The sequence below is a fragment of the Roseateles sp. genome, assembly GCF_019237615.1.
Taxonomy (GTDB): domain Bacteria; phylum Pseudomonadota; class Gammaproteobacteria; order Burkholderiales; family Burkholderiaceae_C; genus Pelomonas.
Window position 1 is genome coordinate 78183 of the sequence record NZ_JAFAGT010000001.1, and the last position, 24716, is coordinate 102898.

The 24716-nt window shown below is 68.9% G+C and carries 25 protein-coding genes; 11 read left to right on the forward strand and 14 right to left on the reverse strand.

All coding sequences use genetic code 11. The features are described 5' to 3' along the window. Nucleotides 1–7: 7 nt before the first annotated feature. Together JOY88_RS00390 and JOY88_RS00395 are read right to left on the reverse strand one after the other, a co-directional pair. Complete coding sequence (locus JOY88_RS00390; protein ID WP_293499334.1) at nt 8–1198, reverse strand: GNAT family N-acetyltransferase; 1191 nt, start codon at nt 1196–1198, stop codon at nt 8–10. Nucleotides 1199–1332: 134 nt separating this feature from the next. After that, on the reverse strand, nt 1333–2169 hold the full coding sequence (locus JOY88_RS00395; protein ID WP_293499336.1) for an alpha/beta fold hydrolase: 837 nt from the start codon (nt 2167–2169) through the stop codon (nt 1333–1335). 208 nt (nt 2170–2377) lie between these two features. Between JOY88_RS00395 and JOY88_RS00400 the strand changes: the two genes are divergently transcribed. Further along, nucleotides 2378–4045 (forward strand): NAD+ synthase, encoded by a 1668-nt coding sequence (locus JOY88_RS00400; RefSeq protein WP_293499338.1) that lies wholly within the window; start codon nt 2378–2380, stop codon nt 4043–4045. 28 nt (nt 4046–4073) lie between these two features. Further along, entirely contained in the window at nt 4074–4412 is a 339-nt protein-coding gene (locus JOY88_RS00405; RefSeq protein WP_293499340.1) for a P-II family nitrogen regulator, read from the forward strand. Here JOY88_RS00405 and JOY88_RS00410 read toward each other — a convergent pair. From JOY88_RS00410 to JOY88_RS00440, 7 genes are all read right to left on the reverse strand, one after another. Continuing rightward, on the reverse strand, nt 4409–5020 hold the full coding sequence (locus JOY88_RS00410; protein ID WP_293499342.1) for a LysE family translocator: 612 nt from the start codon (nt 5018–5020) through the stop codon (nt 4409–4411). The genes JOY88_RS00405 and JOY88_RS00410 overlap by 4 nt on opposite strands. Nucleotides 5021–5084: 64 nt before the next feature. Next, nucleotides 5085–5840 (reverse strand): AraC family transcriptional regulator, encoded by a 756-nt coding sequence (locus JOY88_RS00415; protein WP_293499344.1) that lies wholly within the window; start codon nt 5838–5840, stop codon nt 5085–5087. Nucleotides 5841–5859: 19 nt separating this feature from the next. Continuing rightward, nucleotides 5860–6237 (reverse strand): diacylglycerol kinase, encoded by a 378-nt coding sequence (locus JOY88_RS00420; RefSeq protein WP_293499346.1) that lies wholly within the window; start codon nt 6235–6237, stop codon nt 5860–5862. After that, nucleotides 6234–6749, reverse strand: a complete 516-nt coding sequence (locus tag JOY88_RS00425) for an RDD family protein (RefSeq protein WP_293499348.1) — start codon at nt 6747–6749, stop codon at nt 6234–6236. Before JOY88_RS00425 ends, JOY88_RS00420 begins: the two co-directional genes overlap by 4 nt. Continuing rightward, nucleotides 6746–7579, reverse strand: coding sequence for a DUF3106 domain-containing protein (locus tag JOY88_RS00430; protein WP_293499350.1), 834 nt, complete (start codon nt 7577–7579; stop codon nt 6746–6748). The genes JOY88_RS00425 and JOY88_RS00430 overlap by 4 nt, the downstream gene beginning before the upstream one ends. Before the next feature lie 10 nt (nt 7580–7589). Further along, a complete protein-coding gene (locus JOY88_RS00435) occupies nt 7590–8081 on the reverse strand; it encodes a DUF3619 family protein (RefSeq protein ID WP_293499352.1) in 492 nt (163 codons plus the stop codon). Beyond that, nucleotides 8078–8644, reverse strand: a complete 567-nt coding sequence (locus JOY88_RS00440; RefSeq protein ID WP_293499354.1) for an RNA polymerase sigma factor — start codon at nt 8642–8644, stop codon at nt 8078–8080. The genes JOY88_RS00435 and JOY88_RS00440 overlap by 4 nt, the downstream gene beginning before the upstream one ends. A gap of 230 nt (nt 8645–8874) precedes the next feature. On the opposite strand from JOY88_RS00440, the gene JOY88_RS00445 reads away from it, so the two are divergent. The 3 genes from JOY88_RS00445 (at nt 8875) to ilvC (ending at nt 12380) form a co-directional block, all read left to right on the forward strand. Beyond that, on the forward strand, nt 8875–10662 hold the full coding sequence (locus tag JOY88_RS00445) for an acetolactate synthase 3 catalytic subunit (protein WP_293499356.1): 1788 nt from the start codon (nt 8875–8877) through the stop codon (nt 10660–10662). Nucleotides 10663–10826: 164 nt separating this feature from the next. Continuing rightward, nucleotides 10827–11318 carry an acetolactate synthase small subunit gene (gene ilvN / locus JOY88_RS00450; protein WP_293499358.1) on the forward strand — a complete coding sequence of 164 codons (492 nt, stop codon included), beginning with the start codon at nt 10827–10829 and terminating at the stop codon, nt 11316–11318. Between the two features lie 45 nt (nt 11319–11363). Beyond that, a complete protein-coding gene (gene ilvC / locus JOY88_RS00455) occupies nt 11364–12380 on the forward strand; it encodes a ketol-acid reductoisomerase (RefSeq protein ID WP_293499360.1) in 1017 nt (338 codons plus the stop codon). Nucleotides 12381–12435: 55 nt separating this feature from the next. Here the strand turns inward: ilvC and JOY88_RS00460 are convergent, their stop codons facing one another. After that, complete coding sequence (locus JOY88_RS00460; RefSeq protein WP_293499362.1) at nt 12436–12801, reverse strand: NIPSNAP family protein; 366 nt, start codon at nt 12799–12801, stop codon at nt 12436–12438. 84 nt (nt 12802–12885) lie between these two features. Here JOY88_RS00460 and pssA point away from each other — a divergent pair, with 84 nt between their 5' ends. From pssA to pbpG, 4 genes are all read left to right on the forward strand, one after another. Further along, nucleotides 12886–13710: a CDP-diacylglycerol--serine O-phosphatidyltransferase gene (pssA, locus tag JOY88_RS00465; protein ID WP_293499364.1), complete on the forward strand. Its 825-nt coding sequence runs from the start codon at nt 12886–12888 to the stop codon at nt 13708–13710. Nucleotides 13711–13917: 207 nt separating this feature from the next. After that, nucleotides 13918–15615 (forward strand): 2-isopropylmalate synthase, encoded by a 1698-nt coding sequence (gene leuA, locus JOY88_RS00470; RefSeq protein WP_293499532.1) that lies wholly within the window; start codon nt 13918–13920, stop codon nt 15613–15615. Further along, nucleotides 15612–17153 carry a 2-isopropylmalate synthase gene (locus JOY88_RS00475; protein ID WP_293499366.1) on the forward strand — a complete coding sequence of 514 codons (1542 nt, stop codon included), beginning with the start codon at nt 15612–15614 and terminating at the stop codon, nt 17151–17153. Before leuA ends, JOY88_RS00475 begins: the two co-directional genes overlap by 4 nt. Nucleotides 17154–17598: 445 nt before the next feature. Continuing rightward, a complete protein-coding gene (pbpG, locus tag JOY88_RS00480) occupies nt 17599–18564 on the forward strand; it encodes a D-alanyl-D-alanine endopeptidase (RefSeq protein WP_293499368.1) in 966 nt (321 codons plus the stop codon). A gap of 62 nt (nt 18565–18626) precedes the next feature. On the opposite strand, the gene JOY88_RS00485 is transcribed toward pbpG, so the two are convergent. After that, nucleotides 18627–19397 carry an IclR family transcriptional regulator gene (locus JOY88_RS00485; RefSeq protein ID WP_293499370.1) on the reverse strand — a complete coding sequence of 257 codons (771 nt, stop codon included), beginning with the start codon at nt 19395–19397 and terminating at the stop codon, nt 18627–18629. A gap of 34 nt (nt 19398–19431) precedes the next feature. Here JOY88_RS00485 and JOY88_RS00490 point away from each other — a divergent pair, with 34 nt between their 5' ends. Beyond that, nucleotides 19432–20550, forward strand: a complete 1119-nt coding sequence (locus JOY88_RS00490) for a TIGR03790 family protein (RefSeq protein ID WP_293499372.1) — start codon at nt 19432–19434, stop codon at nt 20548–20550. Here the strand turns inward: JOY88_RS00490 and hpnE are convergent. Genes hpnE through hpnC form a run of 3 tightly spaced genes read right to left on the reverse strand, consistent with a single transcriptional unit; the run spans nt 20490 to nt 23433 of the window. Then, the gene (gene hpnE / locus JOY88_RS00495; RefSeq protein WP_367269770.1) at nt 20490–21800 is read right to left on the reverse strand and encodes a hydroxysqualene dehydroxylase HpnE; all 1311 of its coding nucleotides are present in this window, start codon (nt 21798–21800) and stop codon (nt 20490–20492) included. The genes JOY88_RS00490 and hpnE overlap by 61 nt on opposite strands. Beyond that, nucleotides 21764–22612: a presqualene diphosphate synthase HpnD gene (gene hpnD / locus JOY88_RS00500; protein WP_293499376.1), complete on the reverse strand. Its 849-nt coding sequence runs from the start codon at nt 22610–22612 to the stop codon at nt 21764–21766. The genes hpnE and hpnD overlap by 37 nt, the downstream gene beginning before the upstream one ends. After that, nucleotides 22609–23433 (reverse strand): squalene synthase HpnC, encoded by an 825-nt coding sequence (gene hpnC / locus JOY88_RS00505; RefSeq protein WP_293499378.1) that lies wholly within the window; start codon nt 23431–23433, stop codon nt 22609–22611. The genes hpnD and hpnC overlap by 4 nt, the downstream gene beginning before the upstream one ends. 145 nt (nt 23434–23578) lie before the next feature. On the opposite strand from hpnC, the gene JOY88_RS00510 reads away from it, so the two are divergent. After that, a complete protein-coding gene (locus JOY88_RS00510) occupies nt 23579–24709 on the forward strand; it encodes an efflux RND transporter periplasmic adaptor subunit (RefSeq protein ID WP_293499380.1) in 1131 nt (376 codons plus the stop codon). Nucleotides 24710–24716 lie beyond the last annotated feature (7 nt).

A 24716-nucleotide genomic window follows, 5' to 3' on the forward strand; every position in this document is an offset into this window, starting at 1 on the left:
GCTCCGCTCAAGACGCCGCATCCGCGGCGTCTTTTGCTTTGAACGGGCCGTGCTCACCCAGCTCGTCGAGGTAGCCCGCCACCGCCTGGCCCTCACGGGCCAGGAAGTCGTTCACCGCCTCGGCGAAGGCCGGGTGAGCCAGCCAGTGGCTGGACGCGGTGGGCGTGGGCATCAGGCCGCGGGCCATCTTGTGCTCGCCCTGGGCCCCGCCCTCGAAGCGTTGGTAGCCGTGGTCTATGCACCAGGCCAGCGGCTGGTAGTAGCAGGCGTCGAAGTGCAGGTTGGGGATGGGCTCGGTGGCTCCCCAGTAGCGGCCGAAGGCGGCGCGGCGCTCGGGGTCCAGCGCGATCAGGGAGGTCGCCACGTGCACGCCGGCGCGACGGGCCGTGAACATCAGCCAGTGCTCCGGCATGTCGACGGCCATGCGGGCGAAGAAGTCGCGACTGAGATAGGGCGTGCTGCGGTGCTCGCTGTAGGTCTGCCGGTAGCAGCGGTAGAAGTAGTCCCAGTCCTCGGGCCGGATGTCCTGGCCAAGGCGAGTCTCGAAGACGATGCCCGCCTCGCGCACGCGGCGCTGCTCCTGCTGGATCTTCTTGCGCTTGTCGCGCTGCAGACGGGCGAGGAAGGCGGCGAAGTCGGTGTCGCCCTCGGCCGTCCAGTGGAACTGCACGCCGCCGCGGGCCATGCAGCCGGCTGCCGCCAGCGCCGCCTGGTCGGCGTCGTCGCCGAACAGCACGTGCAGGGAGGAAGCCTCGGTCTCCCGGGCCAGCGCGCGCAAGGCCTGGGCAAGCATGGCGCGTGCTTCGTCGTCGACGGCCAGCAGCCGGCTGCCCGGCACCGGCGTGAAGGGCACGGCCACCAGCAGCTTCGGGTAGTAGCTCAGCCCATGGCGGTGGTAGGCCTCGGCCCAAGCCCAGTCAAACACGTACTCGCCATAGCTGTGGCCCTTGAGATAGGCCGGGCAGGCCGCCAGCAGCTCGTCGCCACGCCACAGCGACACGAACTGCGGCTGCCAGCCCGTGGTCGCGACGGCGCTGCCGCTGGCGTGCAGCGCGCGCAGATAAGCCAGCCGCATGAAGGGCGTGGGCCGAGCCTGGGCCGCGAGCAGGGCGTCCCAGGCGCGCTCGGGCAGGGCCGCCGGGTCGGCGTCGACCCGGATGACGGCGGCCTTCTCAGCCGCGTTGGAAGAGGATGCCATGCAATGGTCAGTGGTTTCACCCTGCCGGGCTGCAGGGCGACATGGGCGGCATCATTGCCCAAGCGCGCGCGGCGCATGCGGCTGGGGTTGATCCGGCGCGGGCCGGGCGAGACCGGGAGCGTGGCGGCCCGGCCTCAGGCGCGGCCCGTCTGCGAGCGCAGGAAGGGCAGCACGGCCTGCGCGACGGCGGCTGGGTTGTCGATCATGGGCCAATGCCCGCTGTCTTCCAGGCGTACGACCTGCTCGACCGCGAAGAAGCGGCGCTGCATTTCCGCGAACTTCACGGGGACGTAGGGGTCGCGAGCCCCCCAGACCACCAGTGCCGGAATCCTTCTGGGCGCGAGCGCGCTGGCGGCCAGTTCAGCCAGGGCGCCGAGATCGCTGGTGTTGCGGTAGAGCTTCAGGATGGCCCTGCGCGTGCCGGCGTCGTAGTTCGCATACATCTCGTCGAAGAAGGGCTGGGGCAGGCCGCGCGGGTTGCCATGGCGCAGCGCGAGCCGCAGCCCGGGGCGGTTGGTGAGGGCCATGAACAACTCCCCGATCAGGGGCGTGCGCCAGATGCGGGCCAGATAGTGCCAGCGGTAGCCGGGCAGGGCGCCGATGTTGAGCAGCGTGACGCTCGCGACCCGGTCCGGGTGCTCGGCCGCCCATTGCAGGCCCCAGGGGCCACCGAAGTCGTGCAGCACGAGATGCACGCGTGCGATGCCCTGAGAAGCGATCAGGCGCCCGAGGTGCCGGGCATAGCCGGCGACGGTGTAGTCGAAGTCGGCCGGCCTGTCGGCCTTGCCGAAGCCCGGCAGGTCGGGCGCGAAGGCGCGGCTGAACGGCGCGACCTGCTCGATCAGGCCAAGCCAGTCGCGGCAGGAGCCCGGGTTGCCATGGACGAACACGACGGCTTGCGGCGACGCGCCATCGCCAGCGCACAGGGCCGGCGAACGCAGGCCGCCCACGGTCAGGATCCGCTGTTCCATCGTGGATGAACTCCTTGTGCCGGCCGCTGCGACTGGGTGACTGGACGCTGGCAAGCTACGCCGTCGGGCGGGGACGTCCATCCTCAAGCCTGTGGAGGTGGCACGGCGGCCGATAGGCCGGGCGCATCGATGGCTTTCGGGTCGCGCGGCGGGCGAGTTGCCGACCCGAATGACAATGCCGGTCTCGTGTCCTGAACTGCCGTTGCCCATGCCCTCGCCCTTGAAGATTGCCCTGGCCCAGATCAACGTCGTCGTCGGCGATCTGGCGGGCAATGCGGACCGCATCATTGCCAAGGCGCGCGCCGCGCATACGGCCGGCGCAGACCTGCTCGTCACGCCCGAGCTGGCGCTGTGCGGCTATCCACCCGAGGACCTGCTGCTGCGCCCGGCGTTTCTCTCCGCCTGCGACGTGCAGCTGCGCCGCATCGCCGCTGAGCTGGCTGACTGCGCGGGACTGCAGGTCGTCGTGGGCCACCCGCTGGCGCGCGAGGACGGCGTCGTGCGCGAGCGCAGCTGGTCGCTGCCGCCGTGCCTGAACGCGGCCTCGGTACTGGCCGGCGGCCGCGTGACGCAGACCTATGCCAAGCGCGAGCTGCCCAACTATCAGGTCTTCGACGAGCGCCGCTATTTCTACTCGGGGCGCGACGCGGGGCTGGGCCCGGTCGTCTTCGACGTGCGCGGGTTCAAGGTCGGCCTGCTGATCTGCGAGGACGCCTGGTTCGACGAGCCCGCCGCCGCAGCTCAAGACGCGGGCGCCGAGTTGCTGTGCGTCATCAATGCCTCGCCCTTCCATGTCGGCAAGGTCGAGGAGCGCGAGACCCGCATGGCCGAGCGCGCGCGCGCCGCGGGCCTGCCGCTGGTCTATGCCCATCTCGTCGGCGGGCAGGACGAGATGGTCTTCGACGGCGCGTCCTTCGCCGTCCAGGCCGACGGCGCGCTGGCCGCACGGGCGCCGATGTTCGAGGAAGCGCTGGCCGTCATCGAGGTCGACGCCGCGCACCGCCTGAGCGGCACGATTGCGCCCGCGCTCGAGATGGAAGCCCAGGTCTGGCAGGCGCTGGTGGTCGGCGTGCGCGACTACCTCGGCAAGAACGGCTTCCCCGGCGCCATCCTGGGCCTGTCGGGCGGCATCGATTCGGCGCTGGTGCTGGCCATCGCCGTCGACGCGCTGGGCGCCGACAAGGTCAGGGCGGTCATGATGCCCTCGCCCTACACGGCCGACATCTCCTGGATAGACGCCCGCGACATGGCCGAGCGCCTGAACGTGCGCTACGACGAGATGAGCATCGTGCCCATGTTCGACGCCTTCAACGCGACGCTGGCCGACGAGTTCAAGGGCCTGGCCGCCGACGCCACCGAGGAGAACATCCAGGCCCGCATCCGCGGCACGCTGCTGATGGCCTTGTCCAACAAGTTCGGCAGCATCGTGCTGACGACGGGCAACAAGAGCGAGATGGCCACCGGCTACTGCACGCTGTACGGCGACATGGCCGGCGGCTTTGCCGTCATCAAGGACGTGGCCAAGACGCTGGTCTTCCGCCTGGCGCGCTGGCGCAATGCGCAGGGCCCCGAGATCATCCCCGAGCGCATCATCACCCGCCCGCCATCGGCCGAGTTGCGCCCGGACCAGAAGGACGAGGACAGCCTGCCGCCCTACGAGGTGCTGGATGCCATCCTGGCGCGCTACATGGAGCAGGACCAGTCCATCGCCGAAATTGTTGCCGCGGGTTTCAAGCCTGAGGACGTGGAGCGCGTCACGCGCCTGATAAAGATCAACGAATACAAGCGCCGCCAGGCGCCGGTGGGCATACGCATCACCCATCGGGGCTTCGGCAGGGACTGGCGCTACCCCATCACGTCCAGGTTCCGTGCGTAAACTCGGAGCAGTCAACCGGAGTCCCGTCATGAAGCAGATCACCGCCATCATCAAACCTTTCAAGCTGGACGAGGTCCGCGAGGCGCTGGCCGAGGTGGGTGCATCAGGGTTGACGGTCACCGAGGTCAAGGGCTTTGGCCGCCAGAAGGGCCACACCGAGCTCTACCGTGGCGCTGAGTACGTCGTCGACTTCCTGCCCAAGGTCAAGGTCGAGGTCGTCGTGAAGGACGACGAGGTCGAGCGCTGCATCGACGCCATCCTGAAGGCGGCCAAGACCGGCAAGATCGGCGACGGCAAGATCTTCGTGCTGCCGGTCGAGCAGGTCATCCGCATCCGCACCGGCGAGACGGACGAGGCCGCCGTCTAGCGTGCCGTGAGGGCCAGCTTCGCGCCCAGCGCCACGAAGGTGGCAGCGAAGCCGCGTCTCAGCCAGGTCATTGCCGTCGGACTGCCCAGCACCCGGTCGCGCATGCGTGCCGCGAAGGCGCCGTAGAGCGCGAACACGCCCAAGGTCATGGCCATGAAGATGGCCGACAGCTGCAGCATCGAGGCGGTCGGCGCCGCGTCATCCGGTGAGATGAACTGCGGCAGGAACGCAAGGAAGAACATCGACAGTTTTGGGTTGAGCAGGTTCACGAGCACGGCGTGCCGGATGACCTGCCAATCCGAGCGGTCAGTGCCGTCGGGATCAATCCTCAGCACGCCCTGTTCGCGCCACGTCGTCCATGCGATGTGAAGCAGGTAGGCCACGCCGGCGTACTTCACCGTCTCGAACGCCAGGCTGCTGGCATGCAGCAGTGCGGCCAGGCCGGTCACGGCGGCCAGCATATGGGGCACGATGCCCAGCGTGCAGCCCAGGGCAGCGACCGCGGCCATGCGGGCGCCCCGCGACAGGCCGGTGGCAATGGTCACCGCCGCACCCGTGCCCGGCGAGGCGACGACCAGCAGCGAGACGGTCAGGAATTCGAGGTTCATGCAGACGCTCCTTGAAGGGGCGCTCATGCTGCGGCGCCCGCGGGGCCGCGTCTTGAACGAAATTTCAGCGTCGCATGCATGCGCCGGGCGTGAGCCCGTAGCTGCGCACGAAACAGCGCGTCATGTGGCTCTGGTCCGCGAAGCCGCTGGCCGCGGCGGCGTCGGCCAGCGGCAGGCCGCCGCGTACGAGCTGGCGGGCGCGCTGCACGCGGCGTTGCAGCCGGTAGGCGTGGGGCGGCAGGCCGGTCAAGCGCGTGAAGGCGCGCAGGAACTGGTAGCGGCTCAGGCCCGCGTCGGCGGCCGGGTCGTCGTCCATGCGCTCGCGCGCGGCCGCCACACCCGCGTGGACCGCTGCGCGCGTGGTGGCGGGCCTCAACAGCCCGGCCACCAGCTCCAGCAGGCCGGCCTCGGCGCACCACGCCCGCCTGCCGACCGTGGCGGCGTCGAACAGCGCCCGAAAGCGGGCTGCCAGAACGGCGTCGCGCAGGACGGGTGCCGTGAACTCGAAGGCCGCGCCGGGCGAGATGTCGTCGGCCGCGTCCAGCACCAGGGTCGGGCTGATGTAGAGCATGCGCCAGCGCCGCCCGCCAGCGGCCAAGGGCGTGCCGTCGTGCACCTCGCCGGGGTTGACGGTGATCACGTCACCGGCGGCCGCCTCGACGACGCCGCGCCCACTCGCCGACTTCTGTGCGCCACGCTCGATGAGGCCGATGCCGAATTCGCCATGCGTGTGCCGGCCGAAGGCCAGCGCCGAGTCGGCCGTGACGGCTTCGATGCCGTCGGCATGGCTGGGAATCAGTGTGAAACCACGGGGCAGCATGACCCCGTACTGTCGCAGGTCAGCGCAGGTGCTGCCAGGCCGCAGCGCCCCAGATGCCCGCGGCCAGCAGCAGGGCCATCAGCACGGCGGCGCTGGCGATGTCCTTGGCGCGCTTGGACAGCTCGTGCCGCTCGAAGGAGACGCGGTCCACGACGGCCTCGATGGCCGAGTTCAGCAACTCGACGATCAGTACCAGCAGCAGCGAGCCCAGCAGCAGCGCGGCCTGCTCCCAGGATTTGGCCAGCCAGAACGTCAGTGGTGCGGCGACGACGCACAACCAGGTCTCCTGGCGGAAGGCGCTTTCGCCGGTGTAGGCAGCCTTGAGGCCGGCCCAGGAGTAGCCGGCGGCGTGGATGATGCGATCCAGGCCGGTGCGGCCCTTGTGGGGGTTGCTCATGAGCGCTGCGGAAGCAGGGTGATGACACGCGAGCCGCAGATCGCGTCGTGCAGGAATTGTCGCTGCGGATGCAGGCGCGCGATCAGCGCATAGGCAGCGATGCCGGCGGCCAGGCTGCCGCCGATGGCGCCGCCGCCGTGCAGGCCCAGCGCCCAGACGCTGACCAGCGCCGGCAGGAACCACAGCCAGCTGAAGAGGTAGCGCAGCACGGCGCGGCGCCAGCCCAGCGGGCGCCCCTCGGCATCGACGACGCGCAGATGCCAGGTCTTCATGGCCAGTGTCTGGCCCGAGCGGGTCCAGAAGCCGACGAAGTACAGGCCGATCACCGTGAATAGCACGAGGCCCATGCCGACGCGGCCCTCCAGCGCATGCTGCTGGCGGGTCAGCACCGTGTAGAGGAAGCCGGTGAAGAAGATCACGCCGAACAGCAGCACGCCCTCGTAGACGAAGGCCGCGAGGCGCCGCGCCAGGCCCGGAGGCGCGGCGCCCTGGTCGGGGAGCGGCGCGGTCATGGACGCGGCGTCGAGGCCGCGGACGGCGCCTTCAGCGATTTGGGCAGCAGCGTCTTGGGGTCGACCAGGGTCGGGTCGGCCACGACCTTGGGCTGGCCGGCGGCCTGGTGCAGGGGCGGCGTGGCCCGGCGCGTCATCAGCACCGTGGTCGCGCCGGGCTTGGCCTGCAGGAGGCTTCCGGTCACCGGCACCGGCGTGACGAGCTTGGGCGAGGCGGGCACGATGTTGGACTTGGACTGGACCGCCAGCGGCTTGGCCGCATGGCCACCGGCCTTGGCCTGCGTCTGGGCCCGGCGGCGGGCGGCGGCCTTCTCGGCCAGTTCCTGGCGCCTCTCGGGCGGCAGTGCCTGGTAGGCCTCCCACTTGGCCTGGCGCTGTTCCGCGTCGACCTGCTTGGCGACCTGGAAGCCGACGCGCGCGTCGAGCCGCTCGGAGGGCTTCAGGTACGCCCAGTCGCGCATGCGCTCGTGCAGCCGGCGCAGTTCTTCGGGTGAAAGCCTGGCCAGCCGCGGCGTCGCGTTCAGCCATTTGCTGCGCTGGCCGAGGCCCAGCTTGTCCCAGTCGTGCTCCAGCGGCGCGAGCAGCTCGCGCTGCGCGGGCGTCAACGCCTGCCAGGTCGGTACGGTGGCCAGGGCGGACACCGGCGGCAGGACCGGCTGCGCGGGCCGCTGGCCGCGCGCGGGCGCCGCAGGCGCACTGGCAACGGAGGCCTCGGGTGCGGGGGCAGCCTCCGGCGTCTGCGCAAAAGCAGAAAACCCCGCTGCGCACAGCAGCAGGGCAGTCAGCAGGAGGGATGGGGCGACGGCTGGCGTCAGCGCGGCTCGGATCATGCGGCTCCGGTCATTCTTGTCCATCTCTCAGGAATTCCGCGAAGCCCGGGTCGCCGAAGGCGGCCGGGGGCAGTTGGTCGCTGAGCAGGGCCGTGTCGACCTCGGCGGTGGCAACGATCTCCTCATGCTTCTGGCCTTGCTGCATCAACAGCAGACCGGCCAGCAGCGCCAGCAGGGGTAGGGCGGAGACGAGCTTGGCCCAGAGACCGCTGTCGCCATGGCCGCCGGCGCCGCGCGGGCCGCCGCTCAGCGCCAAGGTGGTGCCCATCTGCACCATCATGGGGCTGGCTGGGTTCGCCGCCGTGCGAGCGGCTCGGGCCTGGGCCGCGCGCGCCAGCGCCTGCTCGCGCGCGAAGCGCAGGCGCTCCGACACGTCATGCGGGAGCTCGGCACTGCGTTCGGTCAGGCTGGCAGCGACGCGCAGGCCGAAGCGCTTGACGCTCGCATTCAGGCGGGCGTCCCGGTCCGTAGGGAGAGTGGAAAACTTCGACGGCGAATTCATAGCGTGATCCCCTTGGCCTTGAGCGACTTCGCCAACGCGTGGACCGCCCGGGAGCAGTGCGTCTTGACGCTGCCTTCCGAACAACCCATCACAGAGGCGGTCTCTGCAACATCCAGTTCCTCCCAGTAACGCAGCAGGAAGGCTTCGCGTTGACGCGCCGGCAACTGCTCGACTTCCGCCTCGATGCGCTGCAATATCTGCGCCCGGCTGACTTCGTCGGCCGTGCTGGACGCGCCTATCGCGCCGTCCTGGGTCTCGAGAATCTCGAGCAGGTCGAAGTCGCCATCGCCATCGCCGCCCTCGAAGTCCGACATATTCGTCATGACGGCGTTGCGCGTCTTCTGGCGACGGAAATGGTCCATCGTCGCGTTCGACAGGATGCGCTGGAACAGCAGGGGGAGTTCGGCCGCCGGGCGGTCGAAATAGTTCTCGGCCAGCTTGATCATGGCGTCCTGCACGATGTCCAGGGCGGCATCGTCGTCTCGAACCAGGTAGGCCGTGCGCTTGAAGGCGCGGCGGTCCACGGTACGCAGGAAATCGTTGAGTTCTTTGTCGGTTGCCAAGGCTTGAGGAGCGGGTCCAGGCGGCAGCGCAGATTATGGCATTCGCCTGATACGAAGGCTCAGGCATTTTTGCTCGGCATAATGGCGTTTCGCACAAAGAGTCATGCTCTCTCCGTGGCCGCCCGACCGGGGCCCCATCGGTTGACTGCGCAGGCTCCGAATCCGCCTCACGAGGGCGAGAAGAGGGGCACCAATGGTTTTTCGTTAGAGAAATTCACAGAGGTTCGAAAATGGACATGTCTGCCGCGGAAATCAAGCGCGCCGCCCTGGCGCAGCCGCCATCTTCCTCCCCCAATTCCCCCACCGCGGAGCTGAACGGCTCCGAGATCCTCGTTCGCTGCCTGCAGGCCGAAGGGGTGCGCCATCTCTGGGGTTACCCCGGTGGCGCGGTGCTCTACATCTACGACGCCCTCTACAAGCAGGACAGCATCCAGCATGTGCTGGTGCGCCACGAGCAGGCCGCCGTCCATGCCGCTGACGGTTTCGCCCGCGCGACCGGCGAAGTGGGCGTGGCGCTGGTGACCTCGGGTCCGGGTGTGACGAATGCCATCACCGGCATCGCGACGGCCTACATGGACTCCATCCCGATGGTCATCATCACGGGACAGGTCCCAACGCCGGCCATCGGCCTGGATGCCTTCCAGGAATGCGACACGGTCGGCATCACCCGCCCCATCGTCAAGCACAACTTCCTCGTCAAGGACGTGCGCGACCTGGCCGTCACGCTGAAGAAGGCCTTCCACATCGCCCGCACGGGCCGCCCCGGACCTGTGGTCGTGGACATCCCAAAGGACGTGTCGCTGGCCAAGACGACGTTCAGTTATCCGGAGCGCATCGAGATGCGCTCCTACAACCCGGTCAGGAAGGGCCACAGCGGCCAGATCCGCAAGGCCGTGCAGCTGCTGCTGCAGGCCAAGAGGCCCTATATCTATACCGGCGGCGGCGTCATCCTCGGCGAGGCAGCGACGGAGCTGCGCCAGCTGGTCGACCTGCTGGGCTTCCCCTGCACCAACACGCTGATGGGCCTGGGCGCCATGCCCGGCACGGACCCGCGCTTCCTGGGCATGCTGGGCATGCACGGCACCTACGAGGCCAACATGACCATGCAGCATTGCGACGTGCTGCTGGCCGTGGGCGCGCGCTTCGACGACCGCGTCATCGGCAACCCCAAGCACTTCGGCTCGGTGGAGCGCAAGATCATCCACGTGGACATCGACCCCTCGTCGATCTCCAAGCGTGTGCGCGTCGACATCCCCATCGTCGGTGACGTCAAGGACGTGCTGCAGGAGCTGATCGCCCAGATCAGGGAGGCCCAGGCCAGGCCCGATGCTGACGCCATCAATGCCTGGTGGAGCCAGATCAACGGGTGGCGCAGCCGCGATTGCCTGGTCTACAAGGACTCGGACGAGGTCATCAAGCCGCAGATGGTCGTCGACACGCTGTGGAAGCTGACGCGCGACCGCGACACCTACATCACGTCCGACGTGGGCCAGCACCAGATGTGGGCCGCGCAGTACTACAAGTTCGACGAGCCGCGCCGCTGGATCAACTCGGGCGGCCTGGGCACCATGGGCGTGGGCCTGCCCTATGCGATGGGCATCAAGCTCGCCAAGCCGGAGTCGGACGTGTTCTGCATCACCGGCGAGGGCAGCATCCAGATGTGCATCCAGGAGCTGTCGACCTGCTTCCAGTACAAGACGCCGGTCAAGATCGTGTCGCTGAACAACCGCTACCTTGGCATGGTGCGCCAGTGGCAGGAGCTGGACTACGAGGGCCGCTACTCGCACAGCTACATGGACGCGCTGCCCAACTTCGTGAAGCTGGCCGAGGCCTATGGCCACGTGGGCATCCTGGTCGAGAAGCCGGGTGACGTGGAGCCGGCGCTGAAGGAAGCGATGCGGCTCACCGACCGCACGGTGTTCCTCGACATCCGCACCGATCCGACCGAGAACGTCTGGCCCATGGTCAAGGCGGGCAAGGGTATTTCGGAAATGCTGCTGGGCTCGGAAGACCTGTGAACGGCTGAAGCCGCGGGTCTGGGTGCGCGTTACCGCGCGTACCGAGGCCGGCGGCGGATGACGGACGCAGCCGAGAACGGCAGCTCTTCTTCAACGATTCGAACCCGCAGCCAAGGTCCGCCGGTTACCGCCGTCGGCACCGAAGAGCGCGAAGGACGATCCCCATGAAACACATCATTGCTTTGCTCATCGAGAACGAGCCGGGCGCGCTGTCGCGCGTCGTGGCCCTGTTCTCCGCCCGCGGCTACAACATCGAGAGCCTGACCGTGGCGCCGACGGAAGATGCGTCGTTGTCGCGCATGACCATCGTGACCACCGGGTCCGATGAAGTCATCGAGCAGATCACCAAGCACCTCAACCGCCTCATCGAGGTCGTCAAGGTCGTCGACCTGACCGAGGGCAACTACACCGAGCGCGAGCTGATGCTCATCAAGGTGCGCGCCGTCGGCAAGGAGCGCGAGGAGATCAAGCGCACCGCCGACATCTTCCGCGGCCGCGTCATCGACGTGACCGAGAAGACCTACACGATCGAGCTGACCGGCGACGCCGGCAAGCTCGACGCCTTCATCGACGCGATCGACCGCGCGTCCATCCTCGAAACCGTCCGAACCGGCGCCAGCGGCATCGGCCGCGGCGAGCGCATCCTGCGCGTCTGATCCGTCTTCACCCCAACACACAGTTTTTTCCTGGAGCGACCCATCATGAACGTCTATTACGACAAGGACGCCGATCTCAGCCTCATCAAGGGCAAGAACGTCACCATCATCGGCTACGGCTCACAAGGCCACGCGCATGCGCAGAACCTGAACGACAGCGGCTGCAAGGTCACCGTCGCGCTGCGCCGCGGCGGCGCCTCCTGGTCCAAGGCCGAGGGCGCGGGCCTGAAGGTCGCCGAGATCGCCGAGGCCGTGAAGGCCGCCGACGTGGTCATGATCCTGCTGCCCGACGAGCAGATCGCCGACGTCTACAAGAAGGAAGTCGAGCCCAACATCAAGAACGGCGCGTCGCTGGCATTCGCCCATGGCTTCAACGTGCACTACGGCCAGGTGCAGCCGCGCGAGGACCTGGACGTCTGGATGGTCGCCCCCAAGGCCCCCGGCCATACGGTGCGCAACACCTACAAGCAGGGTGGCGGCGTGCCCCACCTGATCGCCGTCTACGCCGACAAGACCGGCAAGGCGCGTGATCTGGCGCTGAGCTATGCCGCGGCCAACGGCGGCGGCAAGGCCGGCATCATCCAGACCTCGTTCCGCGAAGAGACCGAGACCGACCTGTTCGGCGAGCAGGCCGTGCTGTGCGGCGGCGCCGTCGAACTGATCAAGGCCGGCTTCGAGACGCTGACGGAAGCGGGCTACGCCCCCGAGATGGCCTACTTCGAATGCCTGCACGAGCTCAAGCTCATCGTGGACCTGATCTACGAGGGTGGCATCGCGAACATGAACTACTCGATCTCGAACAACGCCGAGTACGGCGAGTACGTGACCGGCCCGCGCGTCGTCACCGAAGCCACGAAGAACGCGATGCGCCAGTGCCTGAAGGACATCCAGACCGGCGAATACGCGAAGAGCTTCATCCTCGAGAACAAGGCCGGCGCCCCGACGCTGATCAGCCGCCGCCGCCTGACCGCGGAGCATCCCATCGAGCAGGTCGGCGAGAAGCTGCGCGAGATGATGCCCTGGATCAAGGCCAACAAGCTGGTCGACAAGGCCAAGAACTGATCGCCTGCGCGAGCAGCCAGGGCCGGTGCCGCGAGGCGCCGGCCTTTTGCATTTCTCAGACCTGGTGATTGGCGCGCAACGCGTCGACCGCCGCCTCGGTCAGCCACAGCAGCGTGTTGGCGTAGGTGTCCAGGCAGTCGATCAGCCCGGCGCGCGGGCCCTGGCGCCAGGCGTCCGAGCCGTAGAAGGCGTCCTGCTGTGCGACCAGTTGCTCGCGGCTGTCGAAGGCGCGGATCAGGAAGAAGCTCTCATGCTCATGGTCCGAGCGGCCGAAGGCGACGACGTCCATGCCGCTGGCGCGCACCAGCGGCAGGGCCATGTGGACGGCGGCGATGAAGCGCTCGGCGCAATCGGGCTTGAGGCGGTAGGTGCGGACTTCGACGAGTTTCATGGCGGCCTTGTCGTTGCGTTCATGTGGCATCGAGCGATGCTAGGCGCCTGATTTGCCGGGAGCTGCCAGCAATCCTGCGCCGTCGTCGCAGGGCGCTGCGCTATCCTGCCGCCCATGACTCCTGAGCCCTCCGAGGACGACGAGCCCAGCATCGCCGTCCGCCCCCGCCGCAAAGGCATTTACGCGCTGCCCAACGCCATCACGCTGGGCGCGCTCTTCAGCGCCTTCTACGCCATCGTCATGGCCATGAACGGCCGCTTCGAGGTGGCCTGCGTGGCCATCTTCGCCGCCGCCATCCTCGACAGCCTGGACGGCCGCGTCGCGCGCATGACCAACACGCAGTCCGCCTTTGGCGAGCAGATGGACAGCCTGTCCGACATGGTCGCCTTCGGCGCCGCGCCGGCCCTCATCGTCTACATGTGGGCGCTGAAGGACATGGGCAAGCCGGGCTGGATCCCGGCCTTCGTCTACATCGCCGGCGCCGCGCTCCGGCTGGCGCGCTTCAACGTCAACATCGGTGTCGTCGACAAGCGCTACTTCCAGGGCCTGCCCAGCCCGGCCGCCGCGGCACTGGTCATCGGGCTGATCTGGGCGGTGGTGGACCAGTCCAACTACACCGGCGTCCAGCCCGGCAGCTGGGTGGCCTGGACGGCCTACGGCATCACGCTGTTCGCCGGCCTTTCGATGGTGACGAATGCTCCGTTCTACAGCTTCAAAGTCTTTGACCGGCGACGCAGCGTGCCCTTCATCGTGCTGGTGCTGATCATGCTGGCCATCGGCCTCGCGGCGCTCGACCCATCGCGCGTTCTCTTCGGTGCCTTCTGCGTTTACGGCCTGTCGGGCTATGTCATCTACGGCTGGCGCAAGGCCAAGGGCAAGCCCACCAGCGTCATCTCCACCAGCACCGACGAGCCCGATGAGCGAGGCTTGCATCAATAGCCATTCGTGCTAGATTCCCAACCCATGAGCCGCGCCACGCGAATTAGCCTGCTACTAGTCCTAGAGGAACCACGGGTTCGCTAGTCAGCCACGCCTATACGCTCATAAGCCCACACTGACACCAACGGCCCGTATGCAACCGCAGCGGGCCGTTTTGTTTTTTCGATGCTGCAGGTTGCACCACCCCCCACGGATGGAATGACCATGATGTTGAAGCAACCGCAGCTCAAGTACCGCCAATTTCCGCGTGTGGCCCCCGCCGCATTGCCGGACCGCCGCTGGCCCGACGCCGTGCTGACCTGCGCACCGATCTGGCTGAGCACCGACCTGCGCGACGGCAACCAGGCGCTGATCGAGCCCATGGACATCCCGCGCAAGCTGCGCATGTTCCAGCAACTGGTGAAGATCGGCTTCAAGGAGATCGAGGTCGGCTTCCCGTCGGCGTCACAGACCGAGTTCGACTTCATCCGCCTGCTCATCGAGGGCGGCCACATCCCAGACGACGTGAGCATCCAGGTGCTGACGCAGGCGCGCTCACACCTCATCGAGCGCACCTTCGAGTCGCTGGACGGCGCCAAGCGCGTCATCGTCCATGTCTACAACGCCGTCGCGCCCATCATGCGCCGCGTCGTGCTGGGCCAGGACGAGGACGGCATCGTCGAGCTGGCCAGCTCGCATGCCCGCCAGATCAAGGAGCTGGCCGCCGCGCGGCCGGGCACCGACTGGCGCTTCGAGTATTCGCCCGAAATGTTTTCCGGCACCGAGCTGGCCTTCAGCAAGCGCGTGGTCGACGCGGTGACGGCGGTGTGGGAGCCCACGCCCGAGCGCAAGTGCATCATCAACCTGCCTTCCACCGTCGAGCACAGCACGCCCAACATCTTTGCGGACATGATCGAGTGGATGCACCGCCACCTGGCGCGTCGCGACAGCATCGTGCTGTCGGTCCACCCGCACAACGACCGCGGCACCGGCACGGCCGCCGGCGAGTTCGCGCTGATGGCCGGCGCCGACCGCGTCGAGGGCTGCCTGTTCGGCAATGGCGAGCGAACCGGCAATGTCGACCTCGTCAACATCGCGCTGAACCTCTACACCCAGGGCGTGGATCCGCAACTGGACTTCTCCGACATCGACGAGGTGCGCCGCTGCGTCGAGCACTGCACGCAGATCCCGGTGCACCCGCGCCACCCCTATGTGGGCGACCTGGTCTACACGTCCTTCTCGGGCTCGCACCAGGACGCGATCAAGAAGGCCTTTGCGGCTCGCCAGGAGGGAGAGATTTGGGACATGCCCTACCTCCCCATCGACCCCAAGGACCTGGGTCGCAGCTATGACGCCGTCATCCGCGTGAACAGCCAGTCCGGCAAGGGCGGCATCGCCTATCTGCTGGAGGCCGAGTACGGCCTGGAGCTGCCGCGCCGGCTGCAGATCGAGTTCAGCCAGGTCGTGCAGCGCGTCATGGACGACGCCGGCAAGGAGCTGACGGCCGCGGACATCTACGGCATCTTCGAGCGCGAGTACGCCATCGGCGACGCCGGTGCCGCCGTCGTGCAGCCTCAGATGACCGAGGTGGCCGGTGGCGCGATGCGCCTGTCGGCCGAGGTCGTGCTGGGCGGCTGGATGGGCCATGTGCAGGGTGAGGGCAACGGCCCCATCGACGCCTTCGTCAATGCACTGTCCACCCGCCTGGGGACCGAGGTGCGCGTGCTGGACTACCACGAGCACGCCATCGGCAGCGGTGCCGATGCCCGCGCCGTGGCCTACCTGGAACTGCGCATCGGCGACGTGACCCGCCACGGCGTGGGTATTGATGGCAGCATCGTGCGCGCATCCATGCAGGCCATCCTGTCCGGCCTGTCGCGCGCGCCGGTTGCGGTGCAACCTACACGAGAGGAGAACGTGCGATGACCGACAAGCTCATCATCTTCGACACCACGCTGCGCGACGGCGAGCAGTCGCCCGGCGCGTCGATGACGCGCGAGGAGAAGCTGCGCATCGCCCGCCAGCTGGAGCGCATGAAGGTGGACGTCATCGAGGCCGGCTTCGCGGCGTCAAGCAACGGGGACTTCGAGGCCGTCAAGGCCATCGCCGCGGCGGTCAGGGACAGCACCATCTGCTCGCTGGCCCGCGCCAACGACCGCGACATCTCCCGCGCGGCCGAGGCCCTGGCGCCGGCGCAGCGGGCCCGCATCCACACCTTCATCGCCACCAGCGAACTCCACATGGAGAAGAAGCTGCGCATGACGCGCGAGCAGGTGCTGGAGCAGGCCACGCTGGCCGTGCGCTTCGCGCGCAACCTGTGCGGTGACATCGAGTTCTCGCCCGAGGACGGCTACCGCTCCGACATCGACTTCCTGGCCCGCGTCTGCGAGGCCGTCATCAGGGAGGGGGCCGGCACCATCAACATTCCCGACACGGTGGGCTATGCCATCCCCGAGCTGTATGGCGACTTCATCCGTCGCCTGCGCGAGAAGGTGCCCAATGCCGATCAGGCGATCTGGAGCGTGCACTGCCACAACGACCTGGGCATGGCGGTCGCCAATTCGCTGGCCGGCGTGAAGATAGGCGGCGCGCGCCAGGTCGAATGCACCATCAACGGCCTGGGCGAGCGGGCGGGCAACTGTTCGCTGGAGGAGGTCGTCATGGCCGTGAAGACGCGGCGCGACCATTTCGGCCTGGACGTGGGCATCGAGACCTCGCAGATCGTTCCGGCCTCCAAGCTGGTGTCGCAGACGACGGGCTTCGTCGTGCAGCCCAACAAGGCGGTGGTCGGCGCCAATGCCTTCGCGCATGCGTCAGGTATCCACCAGGACGGCGTGCTGAAGGCGCGCGACACCTACGAGATCATGCGCGCCGAGGACGTGGGCTGGGCCGCCAACAAGATCGTGCTGGGCAAGCTGTCGGGCCGCAACGCCTTCAAGCAGCGCCTGCAGGAGCTGGGCATCCAGCTGGAGAGCGAGGCCGAGGTCAACGCGGCCTTCCAGCGTTTCAAGGACCTGGCCGACCGCAAGAACGAGATCTTCGACGAGGACATCGTGGCCCTGGTCATGGATGAATCCGTCATCAACGATGCCGAGCACTACCGCCTGCTGTCGCTGGCACAGCGCTCCGAGACCGGCGAACGGCCGCATGCCGCCATCGTCTTCGCCGTCGGTCTTCAGGAGCACCGGGCCGAGAGCGACGGCAACGGCCCGGTGGATGCCACGCTGCGCGCCATCGAGTCCGTCGTCGAATCGGGCGCCGAGATGGTGCTGTACTCGGTCAACGCCATCACAGGTGGCAGCACCGAGTCGCAGGGCGAGGTGACCGTGCGGTTGCAGCATGCCGGGCGCGTGGTCAACGGCGTGGGGGCCGACCCGGACATCGTGGTGGCGTCCGCGAAGGCCTATCTCAGCGCGCTGAACAAGCTGCAGAGCAAGACGGAGCGGGTCGCCGCGCAGGGCTGACTGAGGCCGGCCAGCCGGGCTGGCCGGCGGGCATGACGCCGCCGCGTGCCGTCCCGAGGCGTTGTAACCGGCGTGACAGGTGTCACGCCGCACGCAACCGTTACCACTCGACGTGGACTTTGGCGCGTAAAGCCGGTCCGGCCCCGGGCTCGGGCCGCAGGTGGCGACCGCAGAATCGCAGCCCGTGGCGCTTCGCAGGCAGTGGACGGGGCGGCTGGGCGGCAATTCCTCGCATCCGGGGCCGACCCGATACACAAAACGTGTCAGCCGAGGCCTACTTCCGCGCGTTTGTATCCTGCTGCAAAGCGAAAGAGCCGGTCACGGGCCTGGAGTCTGTGGTCCGCTGTGACGGGACAGGAATTCACTTGAGGTATCTCGCTTAAGTTCTTATCTTGTCAGTATTTTTGGCATCATTTACACTGATGCCCAGCCGTTGGGGACCCCGTTGAAGACTTTTGCCGCCGCTTTCCTGAGCCTTGCCCTGTTGTCCGCGGGTGTTGCCGAGGCCGCCGCTCCCGTCAGCAAGTCCAAGGCCACGCCGACACAGACCCGCAAGGCCAAGTCCGTCGTGGTGCGCAAGGTCGCCCCGGTCATTGCCGCGGTGCCGACCTTCGGCCAGGTGGCCGGCCTCCACGACGTGGAGGATCCGCTGTCGCTGAAGTCCAGCGTCGCCTATGTGCTGGACCAGGACACCAACGAGGTCCTGTTTTCCAAGAACCCGCAGGCCGTGCTGCCCATCGCGTCCATCACCAAGCTGATGACGGCGCTGGTGGTCGTGGAGGCCGGCCTCTCGCTGGACGAGAAGATCTCGGTCACCACCGATGACATCGACACCGAGAAGAACACCCGTTCGCGCCTGGCCGTGGGCACGACGCTGACGCGGGGTGACATGCTGCATCTGGCGCTGATGGCCAGCGAGAACCGCGCCGCCCACGCGCTGGGCCGCAATTATCCCGGCGGGCTCGACGCCTTCGTGGCGGCGATGAACGCCAAGGCCCAGAGCCTGGGCATGGCCGACACGCATTACGTCGAGCCCACGGGCCTGTCCAGCCGCAACCAGAGCAGCGCGGCCGACCTGGCCAAGCTCGTCAACACGACAAGCCAGGTGCCGCTGCTGCGCGACCTGTCGACGTCGCGCGAGGCCCGCGTGGCGCTGGGCAAGCGCCTGGTGCAGTTCCGCTCCACCAACGGTCTGCTGTCCAACCCGCTGTGGGACATCGGACTGCAGAAGACCGGCTTCATCAACGAGGCCGGCAAATGCCTGGTCATGCAGGCCAGCATGGCCGGCCGCAAGCTCATCATGGTGTTCCTGGACTCCAGCGGCAAGGCGTCGCGGATCGCCGATGCCGAGCGCATGCGCAAGTGGTTGTCCAGTCAGGGCGACAACGCGGCTGTCTCCACCAAGCTCTGAGCAGCCGACCCGGAATGAAGAACGCGGCGCCTCGGCGCCGCATCTGCTTTTGCGGGGTGCGATCAGGCCCGGTAGCCCAGCGCCGCCGAAATCTGCGCCGCCGTCTCCTTCAGCCGCACGACCCAGCTCTCCTCCAGCCGGTCGGCCGGCGCCGAGATGGACAGCCCGGCCACGAGCTTGGCCTGGTCGTCGTAGATGCCGGCCGCCATGCAGCGCACGCCCAACTCCAGCTCCTCGTCGTCGCGGGCGATGCCGCGCTGGCGCACCATGGCCAGTTCGCGCTCCAGCGCACCAATGTCGGTGAGGCTGTTGCGCGTGTGGCCCGACAGGCCGGTGCGCGTCGCATAGGCGCGCACGCGCGGGCTGTCGTCGCCGGCCAGGAAGAGCTTGCCCACCGACGTGAGGTGCAGCGGCGCGCGGCCGCCGACGGCGCGCACGACCTGCATGCCCGAGCGCTCGGAGTAGGTGCGCTCGATGTAGACGATCTCGTCGCCCTGGCGCACCGACAGGTTGACCGGCTGATGGGTGAACTTGTGCAGCTCGCGCATGGCCGGAAGCGCCGCGTCGCGCACGTCCAGCCTTGCCTTGACGAGATTGCCCAGCTCCAGCATGCGCATGCCGAGCCGGTAGCTGCCCGCTTCGGGCCGGTCGACGAAGCGGCCCAGCGTCAGGTCATTGAGAATGCGGTGGGCCGTGGAGGGGTGCAGGCCGGTGGCCTCGGACAAGGCCTTCAGCGAGACCGGGTCCTGGTGGCCGGCCAGCACGTCCAGCAGCGCGAACATGCGCTCCAGCACCTGGATCGCCGGGGTCTGCCGGGCCTCTTTGGATTTCATGGCCTCATTGTGGGGGAGATTGCGGGTGTTTTGTATGGCGAAAGCATGCTTCAGCAGATGGCAAGCCCTGGCGGGGCTGCTGCTGGCCTGTGCGGGCCTGGCCCAGGCGGCCGAACCGGGGCCCGCGGCGAGCGGCGCGGCGGAGGCGCGCTGGGCGCGCGCGCCGCGGCTGTATGGCCGCATCACGGCCCATGAGCTGGGGCTGGTCATCAACACGGCCGACCCGTATTCGGTCGTCGTCGGCGAGTACTACGCCAAGCGGCGCGGCATCCCGGCCGAGCAGGTGCTGCGCGTCCACCTGCCCCTGCGAGCCAGCCTGACGCGCGAGGAGTTCGCGGTGCTGGACCAGGCCTTGCGCAGCCACATGCCCGAGCATGTCAACGGCCTGGCCCTGGCCTGGGTGCAGCCCTATGCCGTCGATTGCAATTCGCTGACCAGCGCCCTGGGGCAGGGCCTGCAGCCCGACCTCTGCGCGAACAGCTGCGCGGCCACGCGCACCAGCCCCTACACGAGTTACTTCGGCGCCCGACCCTGGCTGGTCATCGGCCTGCGACCGACCATGCAGCTGGCGGCCCGTTCGGTGTCGGCGGCCATGGCCATGATCGAGCGCGGCATCGCCGCCGACCACCGGCTGGCCGCGGGGGCGCCCGAGACGGCCGTGGCCTACCTCGCGGCAACGCCCGATGCCGCGCGCAACGTCCGCGAGCGGCTGTTCCCGCCGGCCGGTCCGGTGCCGGGTGCGCCCGGCCTCGAGGTCGCGCGCGTGAGGAGCGAGGCGCTGCCGGTCATGCGTCGAACCCTGGTCTACCAGACCGGCCTGGCCCGCGTGCCCGCGCCACTGGGTGGCGAATGGCTGCCCGGCGCGCTGGCCGACCACCTGACCTCGTTCGGCGGCCAGCTCGACCGGCCCGCCGGCGAGGGGCAGATGAACATCCTCGACTGGATCGAAGCCGGCGCAACGGCCAGCTACGGCACGGTCAGCGAGCCCTGCAACCACCTGCAGAAGTTCCCGCATCCCCAACTGCTGATCCAGGCCTATGCCCAGGGCGTCAGCGCGCTGGAGGCCTATTGGCACAGCGTGGCCTGGCCGGCTCAGGGGGTCTTCGTCGGCGAGCCGCTGGCCGCGCCCTTCGCGCCGGTGCCCATGCCCTGAGCGGCGGCGAGGCCGGCGCGCACGGCGCCCTCCAGCGTGGCGGGGTAGGGGCCTTGCACATAGTCGCCGGCTGCGAACAGGCCCGGCGCGATTCGGCCGGGCGGCCGGGCGAGGCCGGGCGTGCAGGCGAAGGTGGCGCGCTTCTCGGCCAGCAGCCTGTCGATGACGGGCGGCGTGGCCCAGTCGAGCTCGCGTCGGGCCTGGGCCAGCACGGCCTCGGCGCAGCCGCCGCGCGCCACCCAGGGTGCCGCGCCGCTGACGACGAAGGCGAAGCGGCCCGGCGCGCCGCCGAGCTGGCCCTGGTCGAAGACGAACTGGGCCGGTGCATCCGGCCCGTCGCGCAGCGCCAGCATGGGCGCGGGCAGGCGGCTGCCGGGGCTGCTCAGGTAGACGGTGACGATGGGCTCGAAGCCGAGGGCGCCGGCCATGGCGGACCAGTCGGGCGCGAGGTCGGCGGTCAGCCGCGCTGCCTCGACGCTGGTGCAGGCGAGCACGACACCGTCGAAGGCCTCGCCGTCGACGCGCCAGCCGGGTCCTATCTTCTGTACGCGGCAACCCAGGCGCAGCCGCGGGCCCAGCCAGGTGGTGGCCGGCCCTGCCAGCAGCTCGGACAGCGTCCGCCGCGGCAGCAGCAGGTCGGCGCTGCCGGCGCCGCTGAAGAGCGCGTCCTGCAGCACGCGCAGGAAGACCTGGGCGCTGGCCTGGGGCGCGGGCGTGTTCAGCGCGGCGATGCACAGCGGCTCGACGAGGTCGCGCCGCACGTCCACGGCCAAGCCGGCGCACAGCTGGGCGACGGTCAGGTCCGCATCGCAGCGAAAACCGCGCGCCAGCCAGCCGGCCGCGGCGCCCAGCAGGCCCAGCCGCGCCGACAGCGGCCAGCCGCGATGGGCCAGCACGCCGCGCGCGAAGCCGAGCAGCGGCGGCCCAGGCGGCAGGCGCAGGCCCGGCTCGCCGGGGTAGGGCAGGGCCAGCGGCAGGCGCGCCAGCAACTGGTTCGGGTCGGCGCCCAGGCGGCGCATCAGCGCCAGGCTGTCGCGGTAGGCGCCGATGAGGATGTGCTGGCCGTTGTCGTAGGGCGGCTCGCCCGCGACGCTGCGCGCGCGCCCGCCCAGCTGAGGCGCCATCTCTAAGACGTGGATGTCGTGGCCGGCGTCGGCCAGCGCGACGGCCGCGGCGATGCCGGCCCAGCCGCCACCGACGATGGCGATGCGGCTCACCGGCCGCGCCAGTTGGTCTTCATCGCGATCCACAGCTTGCGCAGCGGTGTCAGTGCGATGCGCTGGTGCAGCACCTGGAAGTTCTCGTGTTCGATCTCGACGAGCAGCGCGCGGTAGATGTTGGCCATCATCAGGCCGGGTTTCTGCGCGGCGCGGTCCGCCTCGGGCAGCAGCGCCTGGGCCTCGTCGTAGAGCCGGTGCGCGCGCTCGGCCTGGAACCGCATGAGCGCCGTGAAGCGCTCGCCATAGCCCCAGGGCTTGCTGCGCAGAAGGATCTCGTTGGCCTTGACGCCAAACTGCTGCAGCTCATTCACCGGCAGGTAGATGCGGCCGCGCCGCGCGTCGTCGCCGACGTCGCGGATGATGTTGGTCAGCTGCATGGCCAGGCCCAGCTTGTGGGCGTACTCGACGGTCTGCGACTGCGTGCGGCCGAAGATGCCACTGGCCACTTCGCCGACGACGCCCGCCACCAGATGGCAGTAGCGCGCCAGGCCGGGGAAGTCGAGATAGCGCGTCTGCTGCAGGTCCATCTCGCAGCCCTCGATGACGGCGTTCAGATGCTCGATACGGATGTCGTAGGCCTGCACATGGGGCATCAGCGCCTTCGTGACCGGGTGGCTGGGCTGGCCGGCGAAGGCGCTGGCAACCTCCTTGCGCCACCAGGCCAGCTTGGTCGCGGCGACGCCGGCGTCATGCGTCTCGTCGACGACGTCGTCCACCTCGCGGCAGAAGGCGTAGAAGGCCGTGATCGCCGCGCGCCGGGGCGGCGGCAGGAACAGGAAGGCGTAATAGAAGCTCGAACCGCTCGCGGCGGCCTTGTCCTGGACGTATTGCTCTGGGTTCATGGTGCGGCCCGCATTGTCAGGGCGCGCCAGGCGAGGCGAGGGAGGTCCCAAACCCTGAGGGCGGGGCGGTGCAGCAGGCTGTCGTGCTGGCGTGCCGCGATCTTGTCGAGTATGAGCAGCCCGCCCTGGACGACGAAGCGCAGCTCCCAGCCGGCGCGGCCGCGCAGCGTCGGCGCCAGCGGCGCGCCTTCGAGCATCAGCGTGCGGGCCCAGGCGCAGAGGTCGGCGATCAGCGTGCGGGCCGCCGGGCTGTCGCGGCAGGCCAGGACCTCCTCGGCCGCGAGGCCATGGCGCTCCAGGTCCGCCTGCGGCACGTAGAGCCGGCCGCGGGGGCCATCGCGGCTGAAGTCCTGCCAGAAGTTGATCAACTGCAGCGCCGAGCAGATGGCGTCCGAACGTTGCAGCGAGATGGCGTCGTTCACGCCGTACAGGCCCAGCAGCAGCCGGCCGACCGGATTGGCGGAGCGGCGGCAGTAGTCCAGCAGGTGCGCGCGGTCGCGGTAGCGCGGCGGTGTCAGGTCCTGCTCGAAGGCGTCCAGCAAGTCGTGCAGCAGCGGCGGCTGCAGGCGCGGCATCTCGCGCGCGAGCGGCGTGAAGACCTGCGGCCAGCGGGAGGAGGGCGCCCGCCCGGCGACGGTGGCGCTCAGGTCGGCGCGATAGTCGCGCAAGGCCCGGGCCCGCTCGCTCGTGCTGGCGTCGCCCTCGTCGGCCAGGTCGTCGGCCGTGCGCGCGAAGTGGTAGATCGCGACGACCGCCGGCCGCAGCGCGGGCGGGCACAGCATGGAAGCGACAGGAAAGTTCTCGTAGTGGTCGACGCTCAAGCTTTTTCTCAAGTTCCGCTTGCAAAGCCCCGACGTACCAGCGAAATTCGGCGAGGTTTGACAGTTGTCACAGGCTCTGAATACATTACTGACCCGCCGGTCATTAAAACGTTCTCCCGGCCGTCTCACCCCTGCCGAGGTCTGCATGTCCCATCTTCTGCGTCTCGCGTCGTCCCTGCTGCTGGCGACACTGCTCCCGGCACTGGTGTCGGGCTGCGGGAAGCAGCCCGCCGCGCCGGAACCGGAGCGGGCGGTGCGCACCCTGCTCGTCAGCGCCAGCACGGCGAGCGCCAGCCATGAGTATGCGGCCGAGGTGAGGCCGCGCATCGAATCGCGCCTGTCCTTCCGCGTCGGCGGCAAGCTGCTGAACCGGGCGGTCAATCTGGGCGATACCGTGCGGGCCGGCCAGGTGCTTGCCCATATCGACGCGCAGGACCTGAAGCTGGCCCAGGCCGCCGCCGCCGCGGGCGTGGCCGCCGCCCGCACGAATCGCGACCAGGCCGGCGCGGACTACAAGCGCTTCGTCGACCTGCAGCGCCAGGGCTTCATCAGCACCGCCGAACTGGAGCGCCGCGACTCGGCCTTCAAGGCCGCCCAGGCCCAGCTGGAGCAGGCCAGGGCGCAGGCCGACGTGCAGGGCAACCAGGCCGGCTATGCCCAGCTCGTCGCCGACGGCGCGGGCGTCGTCACCGGCGTCAACGCCGAGCCGGGCCAGGTGCTGGCCGCCGGCACGCCGGTTGTCAGCGTCGCGCTGGACGGCCCTCGTGACATCGTCTTCTCGGTGCCCGAAGACCAGATCGCCCGCGTGAAGGCCGCCGCCAGCCAGCCTGGCGCGCTGAAGGTGCGCCTGTGGGGGGGCGACAAGACCTGGCCGCTGACGCTGCGCGAGGTGGCCGCCGCGACCGATCCGGTCACGCGCACCTTCCTCATCAAGGCCGACGCCGGCAAGCTGGACGTGCGGCTGGGCCAGTCCGCCACCGTCGTGCTCGACCTGCCGCAGACGGCCGGCGTCATCAAGCTGCCGCTGGCCGCGGTGCTGCAGCAAGGCGGCAAGACCTCGGTCTGGATGCTGGACGGCGCGTCGATGACGGTCAAGCCCGTGCCGGTGCAGGTGGGGGGCGCCGAGGGCAACGAGGTCGTCATCGCCGGCGGGCTGAGCGCGGGCCAGGAGGTCGTCGTCGCCGGCGTGCATGTGCTCAACCCCGGGCAGAAGGTCAAGCGCTACGTGCCGCCACGCACCACGACCCCACCAGCGGCTCCCGCAGCCTCACGCTGAAGCGGGA

Bases quoted from the DNA above. Each gene is read 5' to 3' on its own strand.
- JOY88_RS00390 (WP_293499334.1), bottom strand. From the start codon at position 1,198: ATGGCATCCTCTTCCAACGCGGCTGAGAAGGCCGCCGTCATCCGGGTC.
- JOY88_RS00395 (WP_293499336.1), bottom strand. From the start codon at position 2,169: ATGGAACAGCGGATCCTGACCGTGGGCGGCCTGCGTTCGCCGGCCCTG.
- JOY88_RS00400 (WP_293499338.1), top strand. From the start codon at position 2,378: ATGCCCTCGCCCTTGAAGATTGCCCTGGCCCAGATCAACGTCGTCGTC.
- JOY88_RS00405 (WP_293499340.1), top strand. From the start codon at position 4,074: ATGAAGCAGATCACCGCCATCATCAAACCTTTCAAGCTGGACGAGGTC.
- JOY88_RS00410 (WP_293499342.1), bottom strand. From the start codon at position 5,020: ATGAACCTCGAATTCCTGACCGTCTCGCTGCTGGTCGTCGCCTCGCCG.
- JOY88_RS00415 (WP_293499344.1), bottom strand. From the start codon at position 5,840: ATGCTGCCCCGTGGTTTCACACTGATTCCCAGCCATGCCGACGGCATC.
- JOY88_RS00420 (WP_293499346.1), bottom strand. From the start codon at position 6,237: ATGAGCAACCCCCACAAGGGCCGCACCGGCCTGGATCGCATCATCCAC.
- JOY88_RS00425 (WP_293499348.1), bottom strand. From the start codon at position 6,749: ATGACCGCGCCGCTCCCCGACCAGGGCGCCGCGCCTCCGGGCCTGGCG.
- JOY88_RS00430 (WP_293499350.1), bottom strand. From the start codon at position 7,579: ATGATCCGAGCCGCGCTGACGCCAGCCGTCGCCCCATCCCTCCTGCTG.
- JOY88_RS00435 (WP_293499352.1), bottom strand. From the start codon at position 8,081: ATGAATTCGCCGTCGAAGTTTTCCACTCTCCCTACGGACCGGGACGCC.
- JOY88_RS00445 (WP_293499356.1), top strand. From the start codon at position 8,875: ATGGACATGTCTGCCGCGGAAATCAAGCGCGCCGCCCTGGCGCAGCCG.
- ilvN (WP_293499358.1), top strand. From the start codon at position 10,827: ATGAAACACATCATTGCTTTGCTCATCGAGAACGAGCCGGGCGCGCTG.
- ilvC (WP_293499360.1), top strand. From the start codon at position 11,364: ATGAACGTCTATTACGACAAGGACGCCGATCTCAGCCTCATCAAGGGC.
- JOY88_RS00460 (WP_293499362.1), bottom strand. From the start codon at position 12,801: ATGCCACATGAACGCAACGACAAGGCCGCCATGAAACTCGTCGAAGTC.
- pssA (WP_293499364.1), top strand. From the start codon at position 12,886: ATGACTCCTGAGCCCTCCGAGGACGACGAGCCCAGCATCGCCGTCCGC.
- leuA (WP_293499532.1), top strand. From the start codon at position 13,918: ATGTTGAAGCAACCGCAGCTCAAGTACCGCCAATTTCCGCGTGTGGCC.
- JOY88_RS00475 (WP_293499366.1), top strand. From the start codon at position 15,612: ATGACCGACAAGCTCATCATCTTCGACACCACGCTGCGCGACGGCGAG.
- JOY88_RS00485 (WP_293499370.1), bottom strand. From the start codon at position 19,397: ATGAAATCCAAAGAGGCCCGGCAGACCCCGGCGATCCAGGTGCTGGAG.
- JOY88_RS00490 (WP_293499372.1), top strand. From the start codon at position 19,432: ATGGCGAAAGCATGCTTCAGCAGATGGCAAGCCCTGGCGGGGCTGCTG.
- hpnD (WP_293499376.1), bottom strand. From the start codon at position 22,612: ATGAACCCAGAGCAATACGTCCAGGACAAGGCCGCCGCGAGCGGTTCG.
- JOY88_RS00510 (WP_293499380.1), top strand. From the start codon at position 23,579: ATGTCCCATCTTCTGCGTCTCGCGTCGTCCCTGCTGCTGGCGACACTG.